The following is a 17387-nucleotide window of genomic DNA, read 5'->3' on the forward strand; positions in this document are numbered from 1 at the left end:
GATGCCCGAAGGTCTTCCTGTCTGCCGTCGCTCCCGCCGCCACCGTCATGTTCTGGCTATGACACGTGAATGAGTCCTGACCCTAGCCGCGAAGCCCGGTCGCCCCGATAGCCTGCAGCATGCTTATCTGGACGGCGCTACTGGCCCGCAGGTGTTCACGCGCGAGGGCTTCGAGGTCGATGCCACCGAGTTCAAGGTGCGGCTGGATTTCGGTTGCGGCTTTGTCGATCACCGCGCCTGGTACATGAACCCGGGCGCGTGACGATGGGGCGGGGGCTGAGTCTGGCCCTCGCCACCCCGGCAGGATCCGCCGCGCAAGGCTATCGCGAAAGGATCCCCGTCAGTCGGCGAGTGGGCAAACCCCGACATGGCGCGGCCGTCACCTCCTTTGCGGCGCGGCGCAGGCCAGCACGGCGAAGGCCGGGGCTGGCCGTACAAATATGGTTCAATTCGGCGGAATTTCGCATTGAGACCAAAAATGGGGTTGGCAGGATTCCAGCTTTCAGGCAAACAATTCAATGCGTGGGAAACGTCGGGTAACGCTCTTGTCGGTCACATGATCGGCGGCCCGCTGGACGGTTGTACTATGGATTGCAGCCTATCGACGGCGGGAGATGAGAGGCCGGGGCCCACGCGCCCTAATCTTGGAAGGCATAGCCGTAGAACGCGAATATTTGTTTTTGCTCTGCGTTGAGGGCCGCCTTTTCAGGTGGTGTAGGCTGCAAGATAACGCCGTGATCCGCAATTACGCCGCTTGAACGCGGCATCTTGGGACTGAGCAGCTTCGCCGGCTCCGGGTTCCATTTTCCATCTAGAGTATCGCATGCTTGGTAAAATGCACTCGCCACTACATCTGCCAACTGTAGACCAGCATTTTGCGTGTGAGGCACATAGTCCACAAGGTTATACCTCATAACCTCATGGCGCATTGTTCTCTTATTTAAGAAAGTGGTATTTGCCGCGGCTTGCCGCTTTAAAATTTCCCAATACGCTTTGGTTTGTCCGTAGGAGTGGTTTCCGCGCTCACTAAAAATTACCTTCATGCAGCGAGGTTCCCCAAATTTATTTACGCTATCCTTCAGGCAAAGCTCCGTCGCTCTTTCCATCAGAAGTCGCACGCAAAAGTTGTAGAAAAATTGCTTCCCGCCTCGGATTGCTGCGCGCGAGTTTTGATAGCCTCGCATATTCTTCTTGTTCGAGCATACAATGAAGAAAACGGCTTCTTTTTGCGAAAGAAGCTCGCATGCGCGCAACTTTTTTGTTGGGCTTAAATTGCGATAGTGAAGAACCGGCCCTTGCTTGGCGTCAATATCTGCTCGAATATCTTTAACCCATTGCACAACATTATCTTCGTTGTCCTTTCGAACAAGGACAGCCCCGATGCAAAGCCATTCCGTGCCCCCAACCTTGTCTATAGGCCTAACGCGCCGTAAGCCGTCGTCGCCAGCTTCATCAATATACAACACATACTCATATTCCGGAGTTTTAGCTTTCAATGATCTGCACTACTTCGAGGGTTTCGAGCATTTTAGATATTGATAATTCATGGTAACGGCAGGGGGTCAGTCAATAAAAAGTGATACATAAGGATCGTAGCGGAATATCCGGTTCCGTCTATTTCCAGTCGTTTCGGTTATGAGGCCGAGACCCTCCAGGCGGTCGGTCAATGTGTTCGCTGCTTGAGTAGATATTTGAAGAAATTCTTGGACGCCAGAGACATTGAAGTACGGTCGCCGGTACATCGACTCGAGAAGTTTAAGGCCGTTCCCCGCCCCTTTGCCAAGCTCTTCTATTAATGTTTGCCTGTGTTGCTCGCGCATTTGAACGATTTTTCTTGCCGTATTGCTTGCCTCATTTGCGACCTCTCCGACCCCGCGCAGAAAAAATTTCAGCCAAGGTTCCCACGCGCCATCGTCCCTAGTTGCTTGCAGATGGTCATAATACCGCATGCGATTTTGCTTTAAGTAGTGGGATAAATACAGAACAGGTTTGGTCAAAGCCTCCTGCTCGCAAAGGCAAAAAGTAATCAGCAAGCGCCCCATACGGCCGTTTCCATCGAGAAACGGATGAAGTGTCTCGAAATGCGCGTGGATCAGCCCTAAACGAATGAGGAGCGGCAAGTCGTCTCGCTCATGTAGGTACTTCTCAAAGTTGCCTAACAGTTCCGGGAGCGCCGAAGGAGGGGGAGGCACAAATGTTGCGGAATTAAGCGTTGCGCCCTCGGAGCCAATCCAGTTTTGCGTCCTACGGAACTCACCTGGGGTTGCATGTTGGCCTCGCACACCATCCATGAGCCTTTCATGAATTTCCCGAATAAGGCGAAGCGACATTGGGAGTTCTTTGAGCCGCTCAAGGCCATAGTTGACAGCATTGACGTAGTTTAGGATCTCAGATGTGTCATCCGGTCGCAAGGGATCGAATATCTGGGCTTCGACTTCGAGCACATCGCCAAGGGACGCCTGTGTCCCTTCGATTTGCGATGAAAGGACAGCTTCCTTGCGCACGTACATGAACACAAAAAGCTCTGGGTTCGGCAAGGCCTCAATAGAGCCATCCAGGCGTCCGACGGCGCGATCCGCCTTCGACAGCAGTGTTCGGAGTTCGTCATCAAAGACAATAGGTGGTATCGGGGGAAGATTTTTGGGCACAAATGCTCGGTAGCCCTCAAGTTGTTGGATGTAAGTGCCGCTTCTGCCCTGCATGTTGATGACTGTCCTCGTCGCTTGATCAAGCATGAAGAATCATGTGCCGCTGTTCTGCTCCATAATCAAGTAGCAGTTGACTATGGGGCAATGCTGCCTCCCATATGAAAGTCAAGTTGACTGGCTGTTGTCGCGGCCGCCCGCTTAGGTGGGTGCGCGGTTTCCGTGGGCAATTGTCGTTCGCTCGGCAGCCGCTGCCCGACTTCGGCTTGTGGGTTGGCAGCTTACGTTCCCGTCGATCTTACATCGTTAGCCGATGGTCGGCCGTTACACTGGCAGGAAATGCGAGGTGTCTTCGTTACACTCTGGCGCGTCGGGATCGAGCCGGCAGGGCGGCCGCAGATGCTGTGCGAGGCGGTGAGAGGTCAGTCGTCGCGGCGCGCGGCGTAGGGGCCGACTTTTCCTTTGCGGACGATCTCGGCCAGGTGCTCGTAGAACTCGGCCTGGGCGCGTCGAACAGGGTTCATCTTGCGGCCTCGGATCAGGCGGGCGCCCAGCAGCAGGAAGCGTGCGGCGGCTTCGCGGATCCATGTCGGGGCGGCGGCTTCGGTGTCGGGTGTCGGCATCTCGGCTTCGGTCTGGGCCTCGGCTTTCATGTAATTGTCCAACAGGTCGCGCATGAAATCGGGGCGGGTCTGGCCGGTGTCGGCGCGCTTGGCGTCGATCCAGTCCAGCAGGTCGGGCTGAACACGAACGCCGATCAAGGTGCCCTTGCCCGTGGGGGCGGGGCCGCGCTTCCCTTTTCGGGTTAACACAGTTTTTTCTTGATCGGTCATTCCCACCCTGTTAACATAGTAACGGGCTGGGTGAAAGTTGCCGCTCTCATCCAACCCTAACCGAAACCCGATCTTATGGGAGATCGCGAATGGCTATGCATTGCCATATCACCCCCGGCTTGCCGGTGGAAACCCTTGCCGAAATCCATGGTGCCCTGACGCTGGCGCTGGACGCCTCGGAGCGGCCGCACAGCTATACCCATGCCCGAGCTTTACAAGATCATTCGCGGCGAGGCCGTGGACGGCATGGGAGATGTGCAATGGTAGCCAAGCGATACCTCTGGAAGCATCCGAGCGGGCGCATCTATGTGCGCCTCAAGGGCACGCTGCACCGGATCACGGCAGCCGAAGGCACTGCCGATTTCGACCGTCAGTATTGGGAAATCCTGACCGGCAAGCGGATGCAGGCGAAAACGTCTTGGTCCGCGCTCATGGACGATTATCGGAAATCCGACCGATGGACCGGCCTCAAGCCGCGCACCCGGCAGGACTACGACAAGGTGATGGGATCGGCAGCCGGGACGTGAAGGCGCTGACGCGAGCCGATGTCATCGGGGCGCAAAAGGCCAATGCTTACCGTACCCGCTTTGCGAACTACATCCCTCAGATGCTGGTGGTCCTCTGCGAACATGCCATTGATCTGGGCTGGATTCAGAACAACCCGGCGAAAGGCGTTCGGGCGCTCAAGACCCCGGCCGAGCGGCAGCGCGAGCATCTGCCCTGGCCGGATTGGGCGGTGGAGAAATTCCGGGCCGAGGCCAGCGAGCTATGCCGTCTGATCTTTGAGATCGGCGTGGGCAGCGTCCAGCGCCCCGGCGATTGGGTCGGCTTCCGCTGGGGCGACTATGATGGCGATTCGCTGACCTTGCGCCAGAACAAGACCGACAAGCCGCTGGTGCTGCCCTGCACCGATCAGCTCAAGGCCGCGCTGGACCGCACCAAGGCGGCGCTGGGCGTGGTTCCTATTGCGGCGCGCCCCATCCTCATCAAGCGAGACGGCAACCCGATCAGCTACCGTTACATGGCCGATCTGATGCTGAAAGAGCGCAAGCGACCCAGGCTGGAAGCCTACGATCTCCATGCGCTGCGCTATCGCGGCGTGAAGGAATTGGCTTGGCGGGCTGCGATGATGACGAGATTGCGGTCTATTCCGGCCATGCCACCAAAGAGATGATTGCGAAGTATGCGGGCGAGGCTCGGCAGGAAATGCGAGCGCGCCAAGCACGGGAGAAAAGGCAATGAACAGAACAGGCACAGAACAGCGACGTGATACCCTAGGTGATACCCTAGGGCCGGTCATGTCTGCTAAGTCATTGAAAGACTTGGAGGCGGGTACCGGAATCGAACCGGTCTTCACGGATTTGCAATCCGCTGCGTAACCTCTCCGCCAACCCGCCGGAGCCTTGGGTTTGCTAGGGTTTTCGGGGCGCGCGGTCAAGGGGGTATCGCGCGCCCGCCGCGCTCTTCAGCCGTGCTCGCCCCAGGGGCCGTGATGCGCGTCGCGCCCGTCCAGCCGGTCGAAGCCATGCGCGCCGAAGAAATCGCGCTGCGCCTGGATCATGTTCGCCGTGCCCCGGCCGGTGCGCATCATGTCGAACCAGCTCAGGCCCGACGTCAGCGCCGGCAGCGCGTGGCCCGACAGTACGCCCTGCGCCACCACCGCACGCAGGCTGGGCATCGCCGCCGCGAGCTTTTCGGCGAAGAAGGGTGCCAGGATCAGATTGCGGGCGGGATCCTCGGCCAAGGCCGTCGCCATGTCGTTCAGCATGGCCGAGCGGATGATGCAGCCGGCGCGCCAGACCCGGGCGATGCCGGGCAGGTCCAGCTGCCAGCCGAAGGCGCGGCCGGCGGCCTCGATCATCGCGAAACCCTGGGCATAACACAGGATCTTGCCGGCGATCAGCGCCTGTTCCAGCTGGTCGATCTGCACCGAAAGCGGCTGCGGCGCGGCGCCGAAGCGGGCCTCGCCGGCCTTGCGCTCGGAGAGGCGGGCCGAGACGTTGCGGGCCATGACGGCGGCCTCGATCACCGGGATCGGCGCAGCGAGGTGCTGGGCCTCGATCGCGGTCCAGCGGCCGGTGCCCTTCTGCCCGGCGGCGTCCAGGATCACGTCCAGCATCGGCTGGCCGGTCAGCGGGTCCACGGCCCCAGAAACGGCGGCCGAGATCTCGACCAGATAGGATTTCAGCACGCCCTGGTTCCAGCCGGCGAAAGTCCGGCCGATCTCGGCGGCGGAGAGGCCGAGCCCGTCGCGCATGACGCCATAGACCTCGGCGATCATCTGCATGTCGGCATATTCGATGCCGTTGTGCACCGCCTTGACGAAATGGCCGGCGCCGGCCTCGCCCATCCAGGTGGCGCAGGGGGTGCCATCCTCGGCCTGGGCGGCGACGGCCTGCATGATGGGGGCGACGCGGTCCCAGTCGGCGCGGTCGCCGCCGCCCATGATGGCAGGGCCGTGACGCGCACCCTCTTCGCCGCCCGAGACTCCCATGCCCAGGAAGCGCATCGGCAGGCCGGCGCTCGCGCGGCGGTCGGTGTCGTGGAAATTGGCGTTGCCGGCGTCGATCACCAGATCCTCGGGGGCAAGCAGCGGCGCCAGCGCGGCGATCTGGTCGTCCACCGCCGGGCCGGCCGGCACCATCAGGATGATGGCGCGGGGCGGCTGGATCGCCGCGACCAGCTCGGCCAGGCTTTCGGTGGGGATGATGCGGTCCGCCAGCGCGCCGGCCTCGGCGTGGAAGCGCCGGGTCACCGCGGTGGTGCGGTTCCAGACCGCGATGGGAAAGCCCTTCTCGGCGATGTTCAGCGCCAGCGCCGCCCCCATCGTGCCCAGCCCGATCAACCCGATGCTTGCCTGCGTCATGACCCGTCCTCTCCGTTCCAGCGTTTCCGGCGGACGTTACCGTTAACAGCCGGCGGCTACAATTCCGCCGCGCGATAGATGTGGTCGCGGCGGAAGTGATAGGCGGAATGCGCGCCGGGCATGTCGGCGCTCGACTGGTCGGGGTCGGGGCGGATCAGCAGGATCTGGTGCAGCGCCACCCAGGCACGTTCGAAGGCCAGCGCGCAGCCGGCCAGATACAGCCGATAGGCGCGCAGCACCTCGGCGGCGCGGGCGGGCGGCATGGCGCGGGCCAGCACGGCCTCGGCCTGCGGCAGCCGCGATTCCAGCGCGTCCGACCAGGCCCAGAGCGTGCGGGCGTAATGCGGGCGCAGGTTCTCGGTATCGACCATCTCCAGCCCGGCCTGCGACAGGGTGCGCAGCGCCTGGCTGACGTGGATCAGCTCGCCGCCGGGAAAAATGTGCTCCTCGATGAAATCGCCCAGGCCGCCGCCGACCGTGGCGTCGTCCAGCCCCGAGGCGGTGATGCCGTGGTTCAGCACCAGCCCGCCGGGCCGGACCAGCCGATAGAGCGTGTCGCAATAGGTCGCCATATTGGCACGGCCGACATGCTCGAACATCCCGACCGAGGCCAGCTTGTCGAAGGGCCGTTCGGGGGCAAGGTCGCGGTAATCGCGGATCTCGATGCGGACGCGGTCCGACAGGCCTTCCTCGGCAATCAGGCGCGTCACGTGGGCGTGCTGGTTCTGCGACAGGGTGATGCCGGTGGCGTCGACGCCGTAATGCCGCGCGGCATGCAGCATCAGCCCGCCCCAGCCGGCGCCGATGTCCAGGAAACGCTCGCCCGGGCGCAGGTCCAGCTTGCGGCAGATCAGGTCCAGTTTCGCGACCTGCGCCGCCGCCAGGTCCATCCCTGGCGTGGCGAAATAGGCGCAGGAATAGACCCGCAGCGGATCCAGCCAGAGCGCATAGAAATCGTTCGACACATCGTAATGCGCCCGGATCTGTTCGGCGTCGCGGGCGCGGCTGTGGCGCAAGAGCGATTCGCCGCGATAGCGCAGCCTTTGCCACAACCCCGGCGCCAGGGCCTCGCCGCCGGCCGGGACCAGGGCCGCGACCACCCGCATCAGGTCGCGCAGGCTGCCCTCGACGGCGACGCGGCCGCGCACGATATCGTCGCCCAGCCGGCCGAGCTGGCCGGCCGCCAAGTGGCGCAGCGCCGAGATCTGGCGGAAGGCCAGCGTGACCGGCGCCTCGGCCGGGCCCAGCCTTTGCCCCGAGGGCAGGCGCAGCGCCAGCACGCCCTCCAGGCCTTGCAGTTTGCTTTCGATGAGTGATTCCAGAGCCGGCATGAGCACCTCACGCTAGGGCTGACCGCGAATCGGTTCCGGTATGGTTGCGCGGCAGCTGGTTCCTGACGGATGTCCCGGGATGTGACAGACGGGGCAACAACCCTGCCATACTAGCGCCGATTCGCCCCGGAAGGCCAGAGGCCAGCCATCACCGGGTGCCGAAAAGCCGAAAGCGGCCCGAAGGCCGCTTTTCGCTGTTCCCGAAGGAAGAATTCTGGAGCGGGCGATGAGATTCGAACTCACGACCCTAACCTTGGCAAGGTTATGCTCTACCCCTGAGCTACGCCCGCACTCCGTATCCCGATGGCGCGTCGCCTTCGGTGAGGCGTCATTTACGGAAGCGCGCCGGGGGGTGCAAGGGGGAAAATCGCGAGATTTCGAAAAATTCGCGCCGCCGCCATGGCGCCATGCGGGCTTGACCCGGGCGGCGTCCTGGCGATGCTTCCCGAGGTCAGGGGCAGGCCGGCACGCCCCGCGAAGGAAGACCGATGAAACCCTCCGACCAGCTTTCCGAATTCGTGCGCGAGGCCCTGGCCCAGGGCGGCGAGCCCGCGCAGATCGCGCAGGCGCTGACCCATGCCGGCTGGTCGGCGCCCGAGATCGCCGAGGCGCTGCACGGCTGGGAAGTGTCGCCCGGCCTGCCGCCGGTGCCGCGCCCGCGCCCCTATGCCTCGGCGCAGGAGGCGCTGCTCTATGGGCTGTTGTTCCTGTCGCTCGGCATGGTGGCCTGGCATGTCTGCGACCTGGGCATGGGGCTGATCGACCGGCTGATCGCCGACCCGGCCGAGGGCTGGACCTATGGCGGCAGCAGTTCGGCGCGCTGGTCCATCGCCTCGCTGATCGGATTCGCACCGCTGTTCCTGTTCCTGAACCGCAAGGTGGCGCGGATGAGCATGGGCGACGCCGGGCGACGGCGGTCGCTGGTGCGCAAGTGGTTCGCCTCGATGACGCTGCTGGTCGCCTCGCTGGTGTTCCTGGGCGACGGGATCTATGCCGTCTATGCCTTCCTGAACGGCGAGTTGACGGCGCGCTTCGCCGCCAAGGCGGTGCTGGTCGCGGGCGTGGCGGCGCTGGTCTTTGCCTATTACCGGGACGAGCTGAATGACTAGCCGCGGCTGGCCCGCCATCCTGATCGCCGTGCTGGCCGCGCTGGCCATCGGCGCCGGGCTGGCTCTGACCGGCGGCCCCGGCCAGGCCCGGCAGGAGCGCCGCGACCAGAGCCGCGAAAGCGACCTGTCGCGCCTTGCCGTGCTGGTGCGCTGCCTGGCCGAAGCGGGCGGCCGGCGCCTGCCCGACCGGCTGGAGAGCACGCCCGATTGCAACTGGCAGGTCCAGCTGAACGATCGCTTTACCGGCAAGCCCTATCGCTACCAGGTGATCGGGCCGCGCCGCTATCGGCTTTGCGCCGATTTCGAACTGCCCGAGAACCGGCCGACCGACCTGCGCGACCGCGACGACGCCGGCTGCGTCAGCCGCGACTATGTGCCCGGCCCGGCCGCGACGCCGGGCGGCGATGCGGGCATTCTCTATCGGCCCTGAGCCTGTCCCGGCAGGGACGAGAGCGGCTGCGACAGGCGTTCGGGCGTCAGCGCCTCGGCCAGGAAGCGCGGCAGGCCGGTTGCCAGCCGGGCGAAGTCTTCGGCGCTGGTCAGCGCGGGATCGGCCTCGATCAGCAGTTCCAGCCCCTGCGCCTCGCCATCTCCGCGGATGGTGATGTTGAAGCCATCGCCCGGGCCGTTCGACAGCACGTGCCGCTCGGCCGTGCAGCCGGCAAAGCGCGCCTCGTCAAAGGGCAGCACGTTGATCAGCGGCGAAAAGAAGAATCGGCTGCGCGGCGCGATGCCCTGGTCGGCGGCGATCTGCTCGATGCGATAGCGACCGTGCCGGCGCAGCTTGCGCAGCCGTGTGCCCAGCCGCGCCAGCGCCTCGCCCAGCGGCTCCGAGGGCGACAGCGCCACGTCCAGCGGCAGGATGTTCACCACCAGCGCCGGGACCGAGACCGCGACGCTACCCATCCGGCTCATGTAGGGCAGCCAGACCGGCATGGCGATCTGCCCGCCGCTTTCGTGCCGCGCGGCCGAGCCGTCGCGCAGGTTCAGCGCCGCCCAGATCGCGCAGAGCACGGTCAGGAGATCGGGCCAGCCCATGCCCCCGGCCTGCGCCTGCCGCATCAGCGCCGGGCGCAGGGCCGCCAGGTCATGCGCCGCCTCCAGCGCCGCCTCGGCATAGTTCTCGCAGCCCTTGCCCAGCACCGGCGCGCGCGGCTCGGCCGACAGCACCTCGGCCCAGTGCCGGCCGTCGGCGGCATGGCGGGCGCTGGCGCGATAGTCGGTCTCTTCCGCCAGATAGGCGGCCAGCGGGCGCAGGCCGGGGCCGGGCTCGCCGCCCTCGACCGCGGCGCCGTAAAGCCGGGCGCAACGCTGCTCGATCAGGCCCATGGCATAGCCGTCCAGCGCGATGTGATGGCCGCGGTTGAACCAGAGGCAATGCCCCTCGGCCAGCCGCACCAGCCATTGCGCCGAAAGCGGCTGCGACAGCAGGTCCAGGGGGGCATCGACATCGGCCTGCATCATCGCGAAGGCCCGCGCCCGGCCGTCGGGCAGGCCCGACAGGTCGATCTGGCGCAGCACCGGCCGCCGGCCGGGCTCGACCCGCTGCACCGGCTGGCCGTCCGGGTCCAGCGCGAAGCGCAGCGCCATGATGTCGGTCTCGGCGATGGTGGCCTCGATGGCGCGGGTCAGCGCCGTCATGTCGGTCACGCCGCGCAATTCAAGGGCATGGGCGACGGTGGAAACCGATTCTCCGGGGTGGAAGCGGAACTCTTCCCAGAAATCCAGCTGTGCCAGTGTCAGGGGCATCCACAGCCCTTGCGCATCGTGATTCGTCATGAAAATCCTGTGCTTAGGCCAGGTGGCAGTCTTTCCGAACGAGAGAGGGCTGGCTGTGAATGCTCAGGGCACGCGGCTGGCTTGCTTCAAGAGAGAAAGCGGAATAAAAATACTCAACTATTCAGATCCGCGCAAGGTGCCATCGCGTCGCCTGTGCGGGATATTGCCGTCTCGAATCGCAGGATGTCACAGATGATCGAATTCAGCCCCTGGCCGCCAGAGCTCGCAGAGCGCTATCGTCAGGCCGGCTACTGGATCGACCAGCCGCTGATCCATATCCTGGACGCGCAGATGGCCGCGGCGCCCGAGGCCGAGGCGCTGGTCTGCGGCGAACGGCGCTTCAGCTATGCCGACCTGGACCGCATGTCGCGCAACCTGGCGGCGCATCTGGCCGGGCAGGGGCTGGGGCATGGCGATACCGCGCTGGTGCAGCTGCCGAACGTGGCCGAATTCTACGTGGTGTTCTTTGCGCTGCTGCGCATCGGCGTGGTGCCGGTCAACGCGCTCTTCAGCCACCGCCGGCTGGAGTTGGCCGCCTATGCCCAGCAGATCGCGCCGCGCGTGGTGATCGCCTCGCGCCGGCACGAGCTGTTCCGCGACGACGCCTTCGTCGACGAATTGCGGGCCGGCGGCGCGCAGCATGTGCTGCTGCTGGATGAGGATGCGCCGGCGCTGAGCCTGGCGCAGCGCCTGGCGCAGCCGGGCGCGCTGCCGCCCGGGGCCGGCCCGACGCCCGCCGACCAGGTCGCCTTCTTCCAGCTGTCCGGCGGCTCGACCGGCACGCCGAAGCTGATCCCGCGCACCCATAACGACTATGACTACAGCATCCGCGCCAGCGTCGCGATCTGCGGCGTGACGTCGGCCACGCGCTTCCTGTGCGCGCTGCCGGCGGCGCATAACTTCACCATGAGCTCGCCGGGCACGCTGGGCGTGTTCCATGCCGGCGGCACCGTGGTCATGGCGCCCTCGCCCGAGCCGCTGGCCTGTTTCCAGCTGATCGCGGATCAGCGCGTGACCATGGCGGCGCTGGTGCCGCCCGCCGTCGCCCTGTGGCTGCGCGCGGCCGAGGAAGAGCCTGCGCGCCGCGCCATGCTGGACAGCCTGGACCTGATGCTGGTCGGCGGCGCCAGCTTCGCCGAGGCGACCGCCCGGCAGGTGCCCGAGCGGCTGGGCTGCCGCTTGCAGCAGGTCTTCGGCATGGCCGAGGGGCTGGTGAACTATACCCGCCTGACCGACCCGGCCGAGGTGATCTTCACCACGCAGGGCCGCCCGATCAGCCCCGACGACGAGCTGCGCATCCTGGACGAGGACGGCAACCCGGTGCCGGACGGCACCCCCGGCGCGCTGGCCACCCGCGGCCCCTATACCTTCCGCGGCTATTACCGCAGCCCCGAGCACAATGCGAAGGCCTTCGATGCCGAAGGCTTCTATCACTCGGGCGACGTGGTGGTGCGCCAGGGCGGCAACCTGCGCGTGGTCGGCCGGATCAAGGACCAGATCAACCGCGGCGGCGAAAAGATCGCCGCCGAGGAAATCGAGAACCTGCTGCTGCGCCATCCCGACATCACCCATGCCGCGCTGGTCGGGGTCGAAGACAGCCATCTGGGCGAGAAAAGCTGCGCTTTCCTGGTCTTGCGCGACGGCGCCGCGAAGCTGTCGCCGCCGGCGCTACGCCGGCATCTGCTGGATCTGGGCATCGCGGAATACAAGCTGCCCGACCGTTTCCGCCAACTGCCCGAACTGCCGCTGACGGCGGTGGGCAAGATCGACAAGCGCCGGTTGCGCGACAGCCTCGCCGCCGCAGCCGCCACCGCCTGAAAGGACCGACATGCTCGACAAGACCCAACTCAGCCCGGAATGGCTGGCCGCCCGCGTCGCCGCGATGATCGAGGACGACTGCGAGATCGAGCCCGCCGAGAACCTGGTCCTCTATGGGCTCGATTCCATCGCTGTGATGACGTTTTCCAGCGAATTGAAGCAGATCGGCGTCGAGGCCAGCTTCGAGGAGCTGGCCCGCGAGCCGACGCTGAACAATTGGTGGGCGCTGATCGCGGCCAGGCTTTAGGCCCGCAGCGTTGCGCCGCCATCGACGTAAAGGTCGGCCATGGTGACATGGCCGGCCTGGTCCGACAGCAGGTACATGACCGCGCCGGCGATATCCTCGGGCGTCGCCAGTTTCTTCAGCGGAATGCCGGTGCGATAGGCTTCCAGGCTGCCCTCGATCACCGCGCGCTCGCCTGCGCCGCCGTCCTCGGTCCACATGCCGGTCTGCATCGGCGTCAGGGTCGATCCCGGCGCGACGATATTGCAGCGCACGCCCTGGCCGGCCAGTTCCAGCCCCAGGCAGCGGATCAGCATGGTTGCCGCCGCCTTGGAGGCCGCATAGGCGCCCATGTTGGCGCGCGGAATCCCCGCCGCGTTCGAGCTGACCGCGACGATGGCGCCCCGGCCCTTCCGCGCCATGGCCCGGCCAAAGGCGCGGGTCACGTTGAAGCTGCCGGTGGCATTGACGCCGATCACCCGGTCCCATTCCGACGCCGGCAGATCCAGCAGCGGCGCGATGGCCAGCACGCCCGCCGCATGGACGCCCAGCGCCAGCGGGCCGTCCCGAGCCTCGACCTCGGCCACCAGCGCCTCGGCGGCCTCGCCATCGCGCACGTCCAGCACGCGGTTCGTCGCGTCCGGCACCGGCGCAGCCTCCAGCGCGGCCATGGTGTCGGTTGCGGTGACGCGGGCGCCGGCCTCGACCAGCGCCGCGACCACGGCGCGGCCGATGCCGCCGGCGGCGCCGGTCACGATGGCGGTCTTGTCCTGAAATCCGGTCAGCTGCATGTCATTCCTCCGCCAGCGCGGCCAGGGCGCGATCGGTCGTCAGCGGCACGCCACAGGTCGCCGCGATCCAGCCCATCGCCAGGTCGTGCTTCTCGCGCGAGAAATCGGCCTGGGCGTCGGCGACGGCAAAGGCCTCGATGTCGCGCTGGAACGCCTCGGCGGCGGTGGCGAGGCAGCCGATATGGGCATAGATGCCGCAGATCATCAGCTGGTCGCGGCCGCGCGCGCGCATCAGATGTTCCAGGTTGGAGCGCTGGAAGGCGCTGTAGCGGTGCTTGTGCAGCACGAAATCGCCTGGCGCCGGGGCCAGTTCCGGCAGGATCTCCTCATGCTCGGGGATGGCGCTCATCCCCGGCCCCCACAGATCGGCCTGCAAGCCGCGGTCGGGGCGGAATTGGTCGCCCTTCTGCGCGGTATAGAAGACCGGCACGCCCGCCGCCCGCGCCGCACCGATCAGCCGGGTGATATTGCCGACCACCGGGGTCAGCGGCGCTCCCTCGGGATAGGGGCGGCAGAAATAGCGCTGCATGTCATGGACCAGCAGCGCCAGCCGGTCGCGGCGCGGCTGCCAGGGGCCGCGCGGCTGTGGCAGCTCGCCTTGGGTCGGCGGGTCATAGGGGGCGATGCCGGGCAGGGCCATCAGTCTTCTCCGTCCTTGCGCAGGCCCTCCAGCCCGGCCTCGGCCGGCAGGCCCAGCGCGGCCAGGAAGGCACCGAATTTCGCGCCGGTCTCGGCGGCCTCGGCCATCGGGTCCGAGCCGGGGACGATCCCGGCGCCCGCGTAAAGCCGCGCTTGCCGGCCGCTGATCTCGGCGCATCGGATGGCGACATACCAGGCACCGTCGCCCTTGCCGTCGCACCAGCCGACGGCGCCGGCATAGAAGTCCCGGGCGACGGGTTCAAGCTCGCGGATCAGCCCGGCGGCGCGCGGCGTCGGCACGCCGCAGACCGCGGGCGTCGGATGCAGCGCCGAGGCCAGCACGACCGAGGGCGTGTCCTCGTCGCGCAGCCGGCCCTCGATGCGGGTGCCCAGGTGCCACATGCTGCGGGTCGAGGTGACGCGCGTGCCCTCGGGGCAGCTCAGCTCGCGGCACCAGGGCGAGAGCGTGTCGAGAATGGCCTCGACCACCAGCGCATGCTCGCGGTGGTCCTTGGCCGAGCCGGCCAGCGCCTCGGCGCCCGCGCGGTCGGCGACCGGATCGGCCAGCCGCCGGGCCGAGCCCGCCAGCGGATGCGAGCTGACCAGACGGCCGGTCTTTTCGACCAGCAGCTCCGGCGTGGCGCCGCACAGCATCCGGCCCTGCGGATGCGCGGGCCCTGCGGGCAGGGCGACGCGAAAGGCGGTGACGGTGCGGTCGGCCTGCAGGCGCGACATCAGCGCCTCGACCGGGATCGGGGCCGCGGCCTCGACCAGCAGGGTGCGGGCCAGCACGATCTTTTCCAGCGCGTTCGCCCGGCCGGATTCCTCATACATGATCGCCAGCGCCCGGGCGACGGCGCGGGCGTAGTCGGTGGCGGTGGGCTCGGCCGCCAGGCGCCAGCCGGCCAGCGGCAGCCCCTGCGGCGCCACGCCGCTGGGCCGCGGCGCAGGCGCGCGGCCGCAGTGCCACAGGCAGTCCTCGGCCTGGCGGTCGAAGGGCAGGGCGCCGCCGATCAGGTCGTCGGCGCCGGCCTTGTCCAGCGCCGCCGCGACCCGCGCGCCCAGCGTCGCGGCATTGCCGGGGGCAAGCCGCCGGGCCGGGCCGCGCGCCAGGACATGACCCGAAGGGCCGTGGAAACCGAAAAGAACTGGATCAGGCACAGGCGACGCCGATGTCTTGGGCGCCTCGGACAGGCGGACATTCATGATGCATCTCGTTTCAAAGAATTTTCCTCCCCGATCAATCCCTTTTCCGACTTGCGCGGGCCGGGCGTGGCGGGGAAAAGGACGGGACGGAGTTTCTCGCATTGGGTCAGGTTGCGGCGGCATCGGGTGGCGACCCCGCAACCCGCGGGGAGAGGGCAAGGCATATGGCCCCACCCTTGGGCTTCCCGCGCGCAACCTGTCAAAGCGGCCGACAAAAGGCAAGTAAAAAGATCAGGATTTTCCCGCCGCGGCGGAATCCCGCAGGGCGGCGGCCGGAACCCGAAGACCCTGCCGCGTGTTGCAAGGCGTAATCAGGGCCAGGGGACAGGGCATGACCACACAGGGCGACGGCGCGGCGGATGAGGCGGAAGCGGGCGGCTTCGACCTGGGGCGGGCGCGGGTCTGCGTGATCGCCAACCGGGGATCGGGGCGCAAGCAGGGCGCCGACATCGCCGAAACCCTGCGCGAGGTGCTGCAGGGCCGCGTCGCCGAGCTCGAGATCCACGGCACCGACGAGGGCACGGCGCTGCCCGACATGGCGCGCGACGCCGTCCAGCGCGGCTTTGACCTGATCGTCGCCGCCGGCGGCGACGGCACCCAGGCCGCTGTCGCTAGCGCCGTCGCCGGAACCGACACCGCCATGGCGGTGATCCCCGGCGGCACTTTCAACTATTTCGCCCGCGACATCGGCTCGGGCGAGACGGTCGAGGCGGCGCTGAAGATCTTCGACGCCCCGGTCCTGCGCCGCGTCGACGTGGGCGAGATGAACGGGATGATCTTTCTCAACAACGTCAGCTTCGGCGCCTATCCCGAGATCCTGCGCCGCCGCGAAAGCATCTACAAGCGCTGGGGCCGCTCGCGCGTCGCCGCCTATTGGTCGGCGGCGGTGGCGCTGTGGAACCTGCGCCATCCGCTCAGGCTGGTGGTGCGCAGCCATGGCGAGGAACGCCGCTTCACCACCGCGCTCGCCTTCGTGGCGAAAAGCGCCTATCAGCTGGACAGCTTCGGACTGGAAGGCGCGGATTGCGTGCGCAAGGGGCAGCTGGCGCTCTTGGTGGCGCGGGCGCGGCGGCCGGGGCCGCTGGTGCGCTCGGCCATGCGGCTGGCCATGGGCAAGAGCGCGCGCTATCAGGACTTCAACCTGGTCTGCGCCGAGGAGATCCGGCTGGAAACCGAGCCCGCCCATGAATACGTCGCCCACGACGGCGAAAAGACCTGGATGGATTCGCCCTTCCAGATCCGCGTGCGCAAGGGCGCGCTGAAGCTGCTGGTGCCGGCCGAAAGCGGCGGCCGTGACGCGGCATGACGCGGATCCTGCATCTCTCGGACCTGCATTTCGGCTATGAACGCGAGGGCTTGGTCGAGCCGCTGCTGGACCGGGTCAATGCCGCCCGCGCCGACCTGGTGGTGGTGACGGGCGATCTGACCCACCGCGGCCGCTCGGCGCAATTCGCGCAGGCGGCCGGCTTCCTGCGCCGGATCGAGGCGCCGCTGATCGCGGTGCCGGGCAATCACGACATCCCGCTCTACAAGCTCGCCGACCGGATGATCCGGCCCTACAGCCGCTGGCATCGCGCCATCGCCCGCAATCTGGAACCCGTGGGCCATGTCGGCGCGGTGCGGGTGCAGGGCGTGAACAGCGTCGATCCCATGGCCTGGCAGCGCGGCGTGATCACGCCCGAACAGGTCGGCCGGGTGCTGAAGGGCGTCGATCCCGATTGCGTCAACATCGCCGCGCTGCACCACCCGATGCAGCAACGCCCCGAGATCGACAAGGCGCTGATGAAGGGCGCCCCCGAGGCGCTGGCCCGGTTCGAGGATCACGGCGTGGGCCTGGTCCTGACCGGCCACCTGCATCTGTGGTCCATCGGCGCCTTCCAGGGCGAAACCGGCCGGCCGGTCCTGCAGCTGCAGGCCGGAACCGCGCTCTGCGCCCGGCCGGACGACCGGCAGAACGAATTCGCCACGCTGGATTTCGACGGCCCCGACCTGCTGGTCGAACGCCATGTCGCGCCGATGGACGAACCGGGCTTCCGCCCGCCCGAACAAATCCGCTTCACCCGGCGCGGCGGGCTCTGGCGCCCGGCCTGATTTCTCTTTTGTGGAAAAATATCCCGGGGGAACGCCTGGCCGGCCCCATCGAGGGG

At 66.6% G+C, this 17387-nt stretch carries 17 protein-coding genes and 2 tRNA genes; 8 read left to right on the top strand and 11 right to left on the bottom strand.

What is annotated here, in order from left to right; translation table 11 throughout:
• Positions 1 to 638: 638 nt before the first annotated feature.
• From E3D03_RS18610 to E3D03_RS18620, 3 genes are all read right to left on the bottom strand, one after another.
• Positions 639 to 1463 carry a DUF3800 domain-containing protein gene (locus E3D03_RS18610; RefSeq protein ID WP_263568188.1) on the bottom strand — a complete coding sequence of 275 codons (825 nt, stop codon included), beginning with the start codon at positions 1461 to 1463 and terminating at the stop codon, positions 639 to 641.
• Between the two features lie 99 nt (positions 1464 to 1562).
• Positions 1563 to 2735: a Fic family protein gene (locus tag E3D03_RS18615; protein ID WP_263568189.1), complete on the bottom strand. Its 1173-nt coding sequence runs from the start codon at positions 2733 to 2735 to the stop codon at positions 1563 to 1565.
• Positions 2736 to 3067: 332 nt separating this feature from the next.
• Positions 3068 to 3478 carry a ribbon-helix-helix protein, CopG family gene (locus tag E3D03_RS18620; protein ID WP_263568204.1) on the bottom strand — a complete coding sequence of 137 codons (411 nt, stop codon included), beginning with the start codon at positions 3476 to 3478 and terminating at the stop codon, positions 3068 to 3070.
• Positions 3479 to 3567: 89 nt separating this feature from the next.
• Here E3D03_RS18620 and E3D03_RS18625 point away from each other — a divergent pair, with 89 nt between their 5' ends.
• Both E3D03_RS18625 and E3D03_RS18630 read left to right on the top strand, forming a co-directional pair.
• Positions 3568 to 4005: a hypothetical protein gene (locus tag E3D03_RS18625; RefSeq protein ID WP_263568190.1), complete on the top strand. Its 438-nt coding sequence runs from the start codon at positions 3568 to 3570 to the stop codon at positions 4003 to 4005.
• Positions 4002 to 4652: an integrase gene (locus E3D03_RS18630; RefSeq protein ID WP_263568191.1), complete on the top strand. Its 651-nt coding sequence runs from the start codon at positions 4002 to 4004 to the stop codon at positions 4650 to 4652. The genes E3D03_RS18625 and E3D03_RS18630 overlap by 4 nt, the downstream gene beginning before the upstream one ends.
• 149 nt (positions 4653 to 4801) lie before the next feature.
• On the opposite strand, the gene E3D03_RS18635 is transcribed toward E3D03_RS18630, so the two are convergent.
• The 4 genes from E3D03_RS18635 to E3D03_RS18650 all read right to left on the bottom strand — a co-directional run bounded on the left by E3D03_RS18635 (position 4802) and on the right by E3D03_RS18650 (position 7965).
• Positions 4802 to 4875: transfer RNA gene (locus E3D03_RS18635), tRNA-Cys, on the bottom strand.
• Positions 4876 to 4943: 68 nt separating this feature from the next.
• A complete protein-coding gene (gene gndA / locus E3D03_RS18640) occupies positions 4944 to 6344 on the bottom strand; it encodes an NADP-dependent phosphogluconate dehydrogenase (protein WP_263568192.1) in 1401 nt (466 codons plus the stop codon).
• A gap of 56 nt (positions 6345 to 6400) precedes the next feature.
• On the bottom strand, positions 6401 to 7675 hold the full coding sequence (locus E3D03_RS18645; protein WP_263568193.1) for a class I SAM-dependent methyltransferase: 1275 nt from the start codon (positions 7673 to 7675) through the stop codon (positions 6401 to 6403).
• Positions 7676 to 7890: 215 nt separating this feature from the next.
• Positions 7891 to 7965, bottom strand: a tRNA-Gly gene (locus E3D03_RS18650).
• Positions 7966 to 8163: 198 nt separating this feature from the next.
• Here E3D03_RS18650 and E3D03_RS18655 point away from each other — a divergent pair.
• Positions 8164 to 8784: a DUF5671 domain-containing protein gene (locus tag E3D03_RS18655; RefSeq protein WP_263568194.1), complete on the top strand. Its 621-nt coding sequence runs from the start codon at positions 8164 to 8166 to the stop codon at positions 8782 to 8784.
• Positions 8777 to 9214: a hypothetical protein gene (locus tag E3D03_RS18660; protein ID WP_263568195.1), complete on the top strand. Its 438-nt coding sequence runs from the start codon at positions 8777 to 8779 to the stop codon at positions 9212 to 9214. Before E3D03_RS18655 ends, E3D03_RS18660 begins: the two co-directional genes overlap by 8 nt.
• On the opposite strand, the gene E3D03_RS18665 is transcribed toward E3D03_RS18660, so the two are convergent.
• Positions 9202 to 10563, bottom strand: a complete 1362-nt coding sequence (locus E3D03_RS18665) for a condensation domain-containing protein (RefSeq protein WP_263568196.1) — start codon at positions 10561 to 10563, stop codon at positions 9202 to 9204. The genes E3D03_RS18660 and E3D03_RS18665 overlap by 13 nt on opposite strands.
• 192 nt (positions 10564 to 10755) lie before the next feature.
• Between E3D03_RS18665 and E3D03_RS18670 the strand changes: the two genes are divergently transcribed.
• Both E3D03_RS18670 and E3D03_RS18675 read left to right on the top strand, forming a co-directional pair.
• On the top strand, positions 10756 to 12381 hold the full coding sequence (locus tag E3D03_RS18670; RefSeq protein WP_318013775.1) for a (2,3-dihydroxybenzoyl)adenylate synthase: 1626 nt from the start codon (positions 10756 to 10758) through the stop codon (positions 12379 to 12381).
• Between the two features lie 10 nt (positions 12382 to 12391).
• Positions 12392 to 12628, top strand: a complete 237-nt coding sequence (locus E3D03_RS18675) for a phosphopantetheine-binding protein (protein WP_263568198.1) — start codon at positions 12392 to 12394, stop codon at positions 12626 to 12628.
• Here the strand turns inward: E3D03_RS18675 and E3D03_RS18680 are convergent.
• From E3D03_RS18680 to E3D03_RS18690, 3 genes are read right to left on the bottom strand one after another with little or no spacing between them, the layout of a single operon-like run.
• Positions 12625 to 13395, bottom strand: a complete 771-nt coding sequence (locus E3D03_RS18680) for an SDR family oxidoreductase (RefSeq protein WP_263568199.1) — start codon at positions 13393 to 13395, stop codon at positions 12625 to 12627. The genes E3D03_RS18675 and E3D03_RS18680 overlap by 4 nt on opposite strands.
• Position 13396: 1 nt before the next feature.
• Entirely contained in the window at positions 13397 to 14035 is a 639-nt protein-coding gene (locus E3D03_RS18685; protein WP_263568200.1) for an isochorismatase family protein, read from the bottom strand.
• Positions 14035 to 15195 carry an isochorismate synthase MenF gene (locus E3D03_RS18690; RefSeq protein ID WP_263568201.1) on the bottom strand — a complete coding sequence of 387 codons (1161 nt, stop codon included), beginning with the start codon at positions 15193 to 15195 and terminating at the stop codon, positions 14035 to 14037. Before E3D03_RS18690 ends, E3D03_RS18685 begins: the two co-directional genes overlap by 1 nt.
• A gap of 376 nt (positions 15196 to 15571) precedes the next feature.
• Between E3D03_RS18690 and E3D03_RS18695 the strand changes: the two genes are divergently transcribed.
• Positions 15572 to 16546: a diacylglycerol/lipid kinase family protein gene (locus E3D03_RS18695; protein ID WP_263568202.1), complete on the top strand. Its 975-nt coding sequence runs from the start codon at positions 15572 to 15574 to the stop codon at positions 16544 to 16546.
• Complete coding sequence (locus E3D03_RS18700) at positions 16543 to 17331, top strand: metallophosphoesterase family protein (RefSeq protein ID WP_263568203.1); 789 nt, start codon at positions 16543 to 16545, stop codon at positions 17329 to 17331. The genes E3D03_RS18695 and E3D03_RS18700 overlap by 4 nt, the downstream gene beginning before the upstream one ends.
• The last annotated feature ends 56 nt before the right edge of the window (positions 17332 to 17387 follow it).

It is taken from the genome of Paracoccus sp. DMF (assembly GCF_004407025.1).
Classification (GTDB): Bacteria; Pseudomonadota; Alphaproteobacteria; order Rhodobacterales; family Rhodobacteraceae; genus Paracoccus; species Paracoccus aminovorans_B.

Bases quoted from the DNA above. Each gene is read 5' to 3' on its own strand.
- E3D03_RS18655 (WP_263568194.1), top strand. From the start codon at position 8,164: ATGAAACCCTCCGACCAGCTTTCCGAATTCGTGCGCGAGGCCCTGGCC.
- E3D03_RS18615 (WP_263568189.1), bottom strand. From the start codon at position 2,735: ATGCTTGATCAAGCGACGAGGACAGTCATCAACATGCAGGGCAGAAGC.
- E3D03_RS18620 (WP_263568204.1), bottom strand. From the start codon at position 3,478: ATGACCGATCAAGAAAAAACTGTGTTAACCCGAAAAGGGAAGCGCGGC.
- E3D03_RS18645 (WP_263568193.1), bottom strand. From the start codon at position 7,675: ATGCCGGCTCTGGAATCACTCATCGAAAGCAAACTGCAAGGCCTGGAG.
- E3D03_RS18625 (WP_263568190.1), top strand. From the start codon at position 3,568: ATGGCTATGCATTGCCATATCACCCCCGGCTTGCCGGTGGAAACCCTT.
- E3D03_RS18695 (WP_263568202.1), top strand. From the start codon at position 15,572: ATGACCACACAGGGCGACGGCGCGGCGGATGAGGCGGAAGCGGGCGGC.
- gndA (WP_263568192.1), bottom strand. From the start codon at position 6,344: ATGACGCAGGCAAGCATCGGGTTGATCGGGCTGGGCACGATGGGGGCG.
- E3D03_RS18680 (WP_263568199.1), bottom strand. From the start codon at position 13,395: ATGCAGCTGACCGGATTTCAGGACAAGACCGCCATCGTGACCGGCGCC.
- E3D03_RS18700 (WP_263568203.1), top strand. From the start codon at position 16,543: ATGACGCGGATCCTGCATCTCTCGGACCTGCATTTCGGCTATGAACGC.
- E3D03_RS18665 (WP_263568196.1), bottom strand. From the start codon at position 10,563: ATGACGAATCACGATGCGCAAGGGCTGTGGATGCCCCTGACACTGGCA.
- E3D03_RS18670 (WP_318013775.1), top strand. From the start codon at position 10,756: ATGATCGAATTCAGCCCCTGGCCGCCAGAGCTCGCAGAGCGCTATCGT.
- E3D03_RS18685 (WP_263568200.1), bottom strand. From the start codon at position 14,035: ATGGCCCTGCCCGGCATCGCCCCCTATGACCCGCCGACCCAAGGCGAG.
- E3D03_RS18675 (WP_263568198.1), top strand. From the start codon at position 12,392: ATGCTCGACAAGACCCAACTCAGCCCGGAATGGCTGGCCGCCCGCGTC.
- E3D03_RS18660 (WP_263568195.1), top strand. From the start codon at position 8,777: ATGACTAGCCGCGGCTGGCCCGCCATCCTGATCGCCGTGCTGGCCGCG.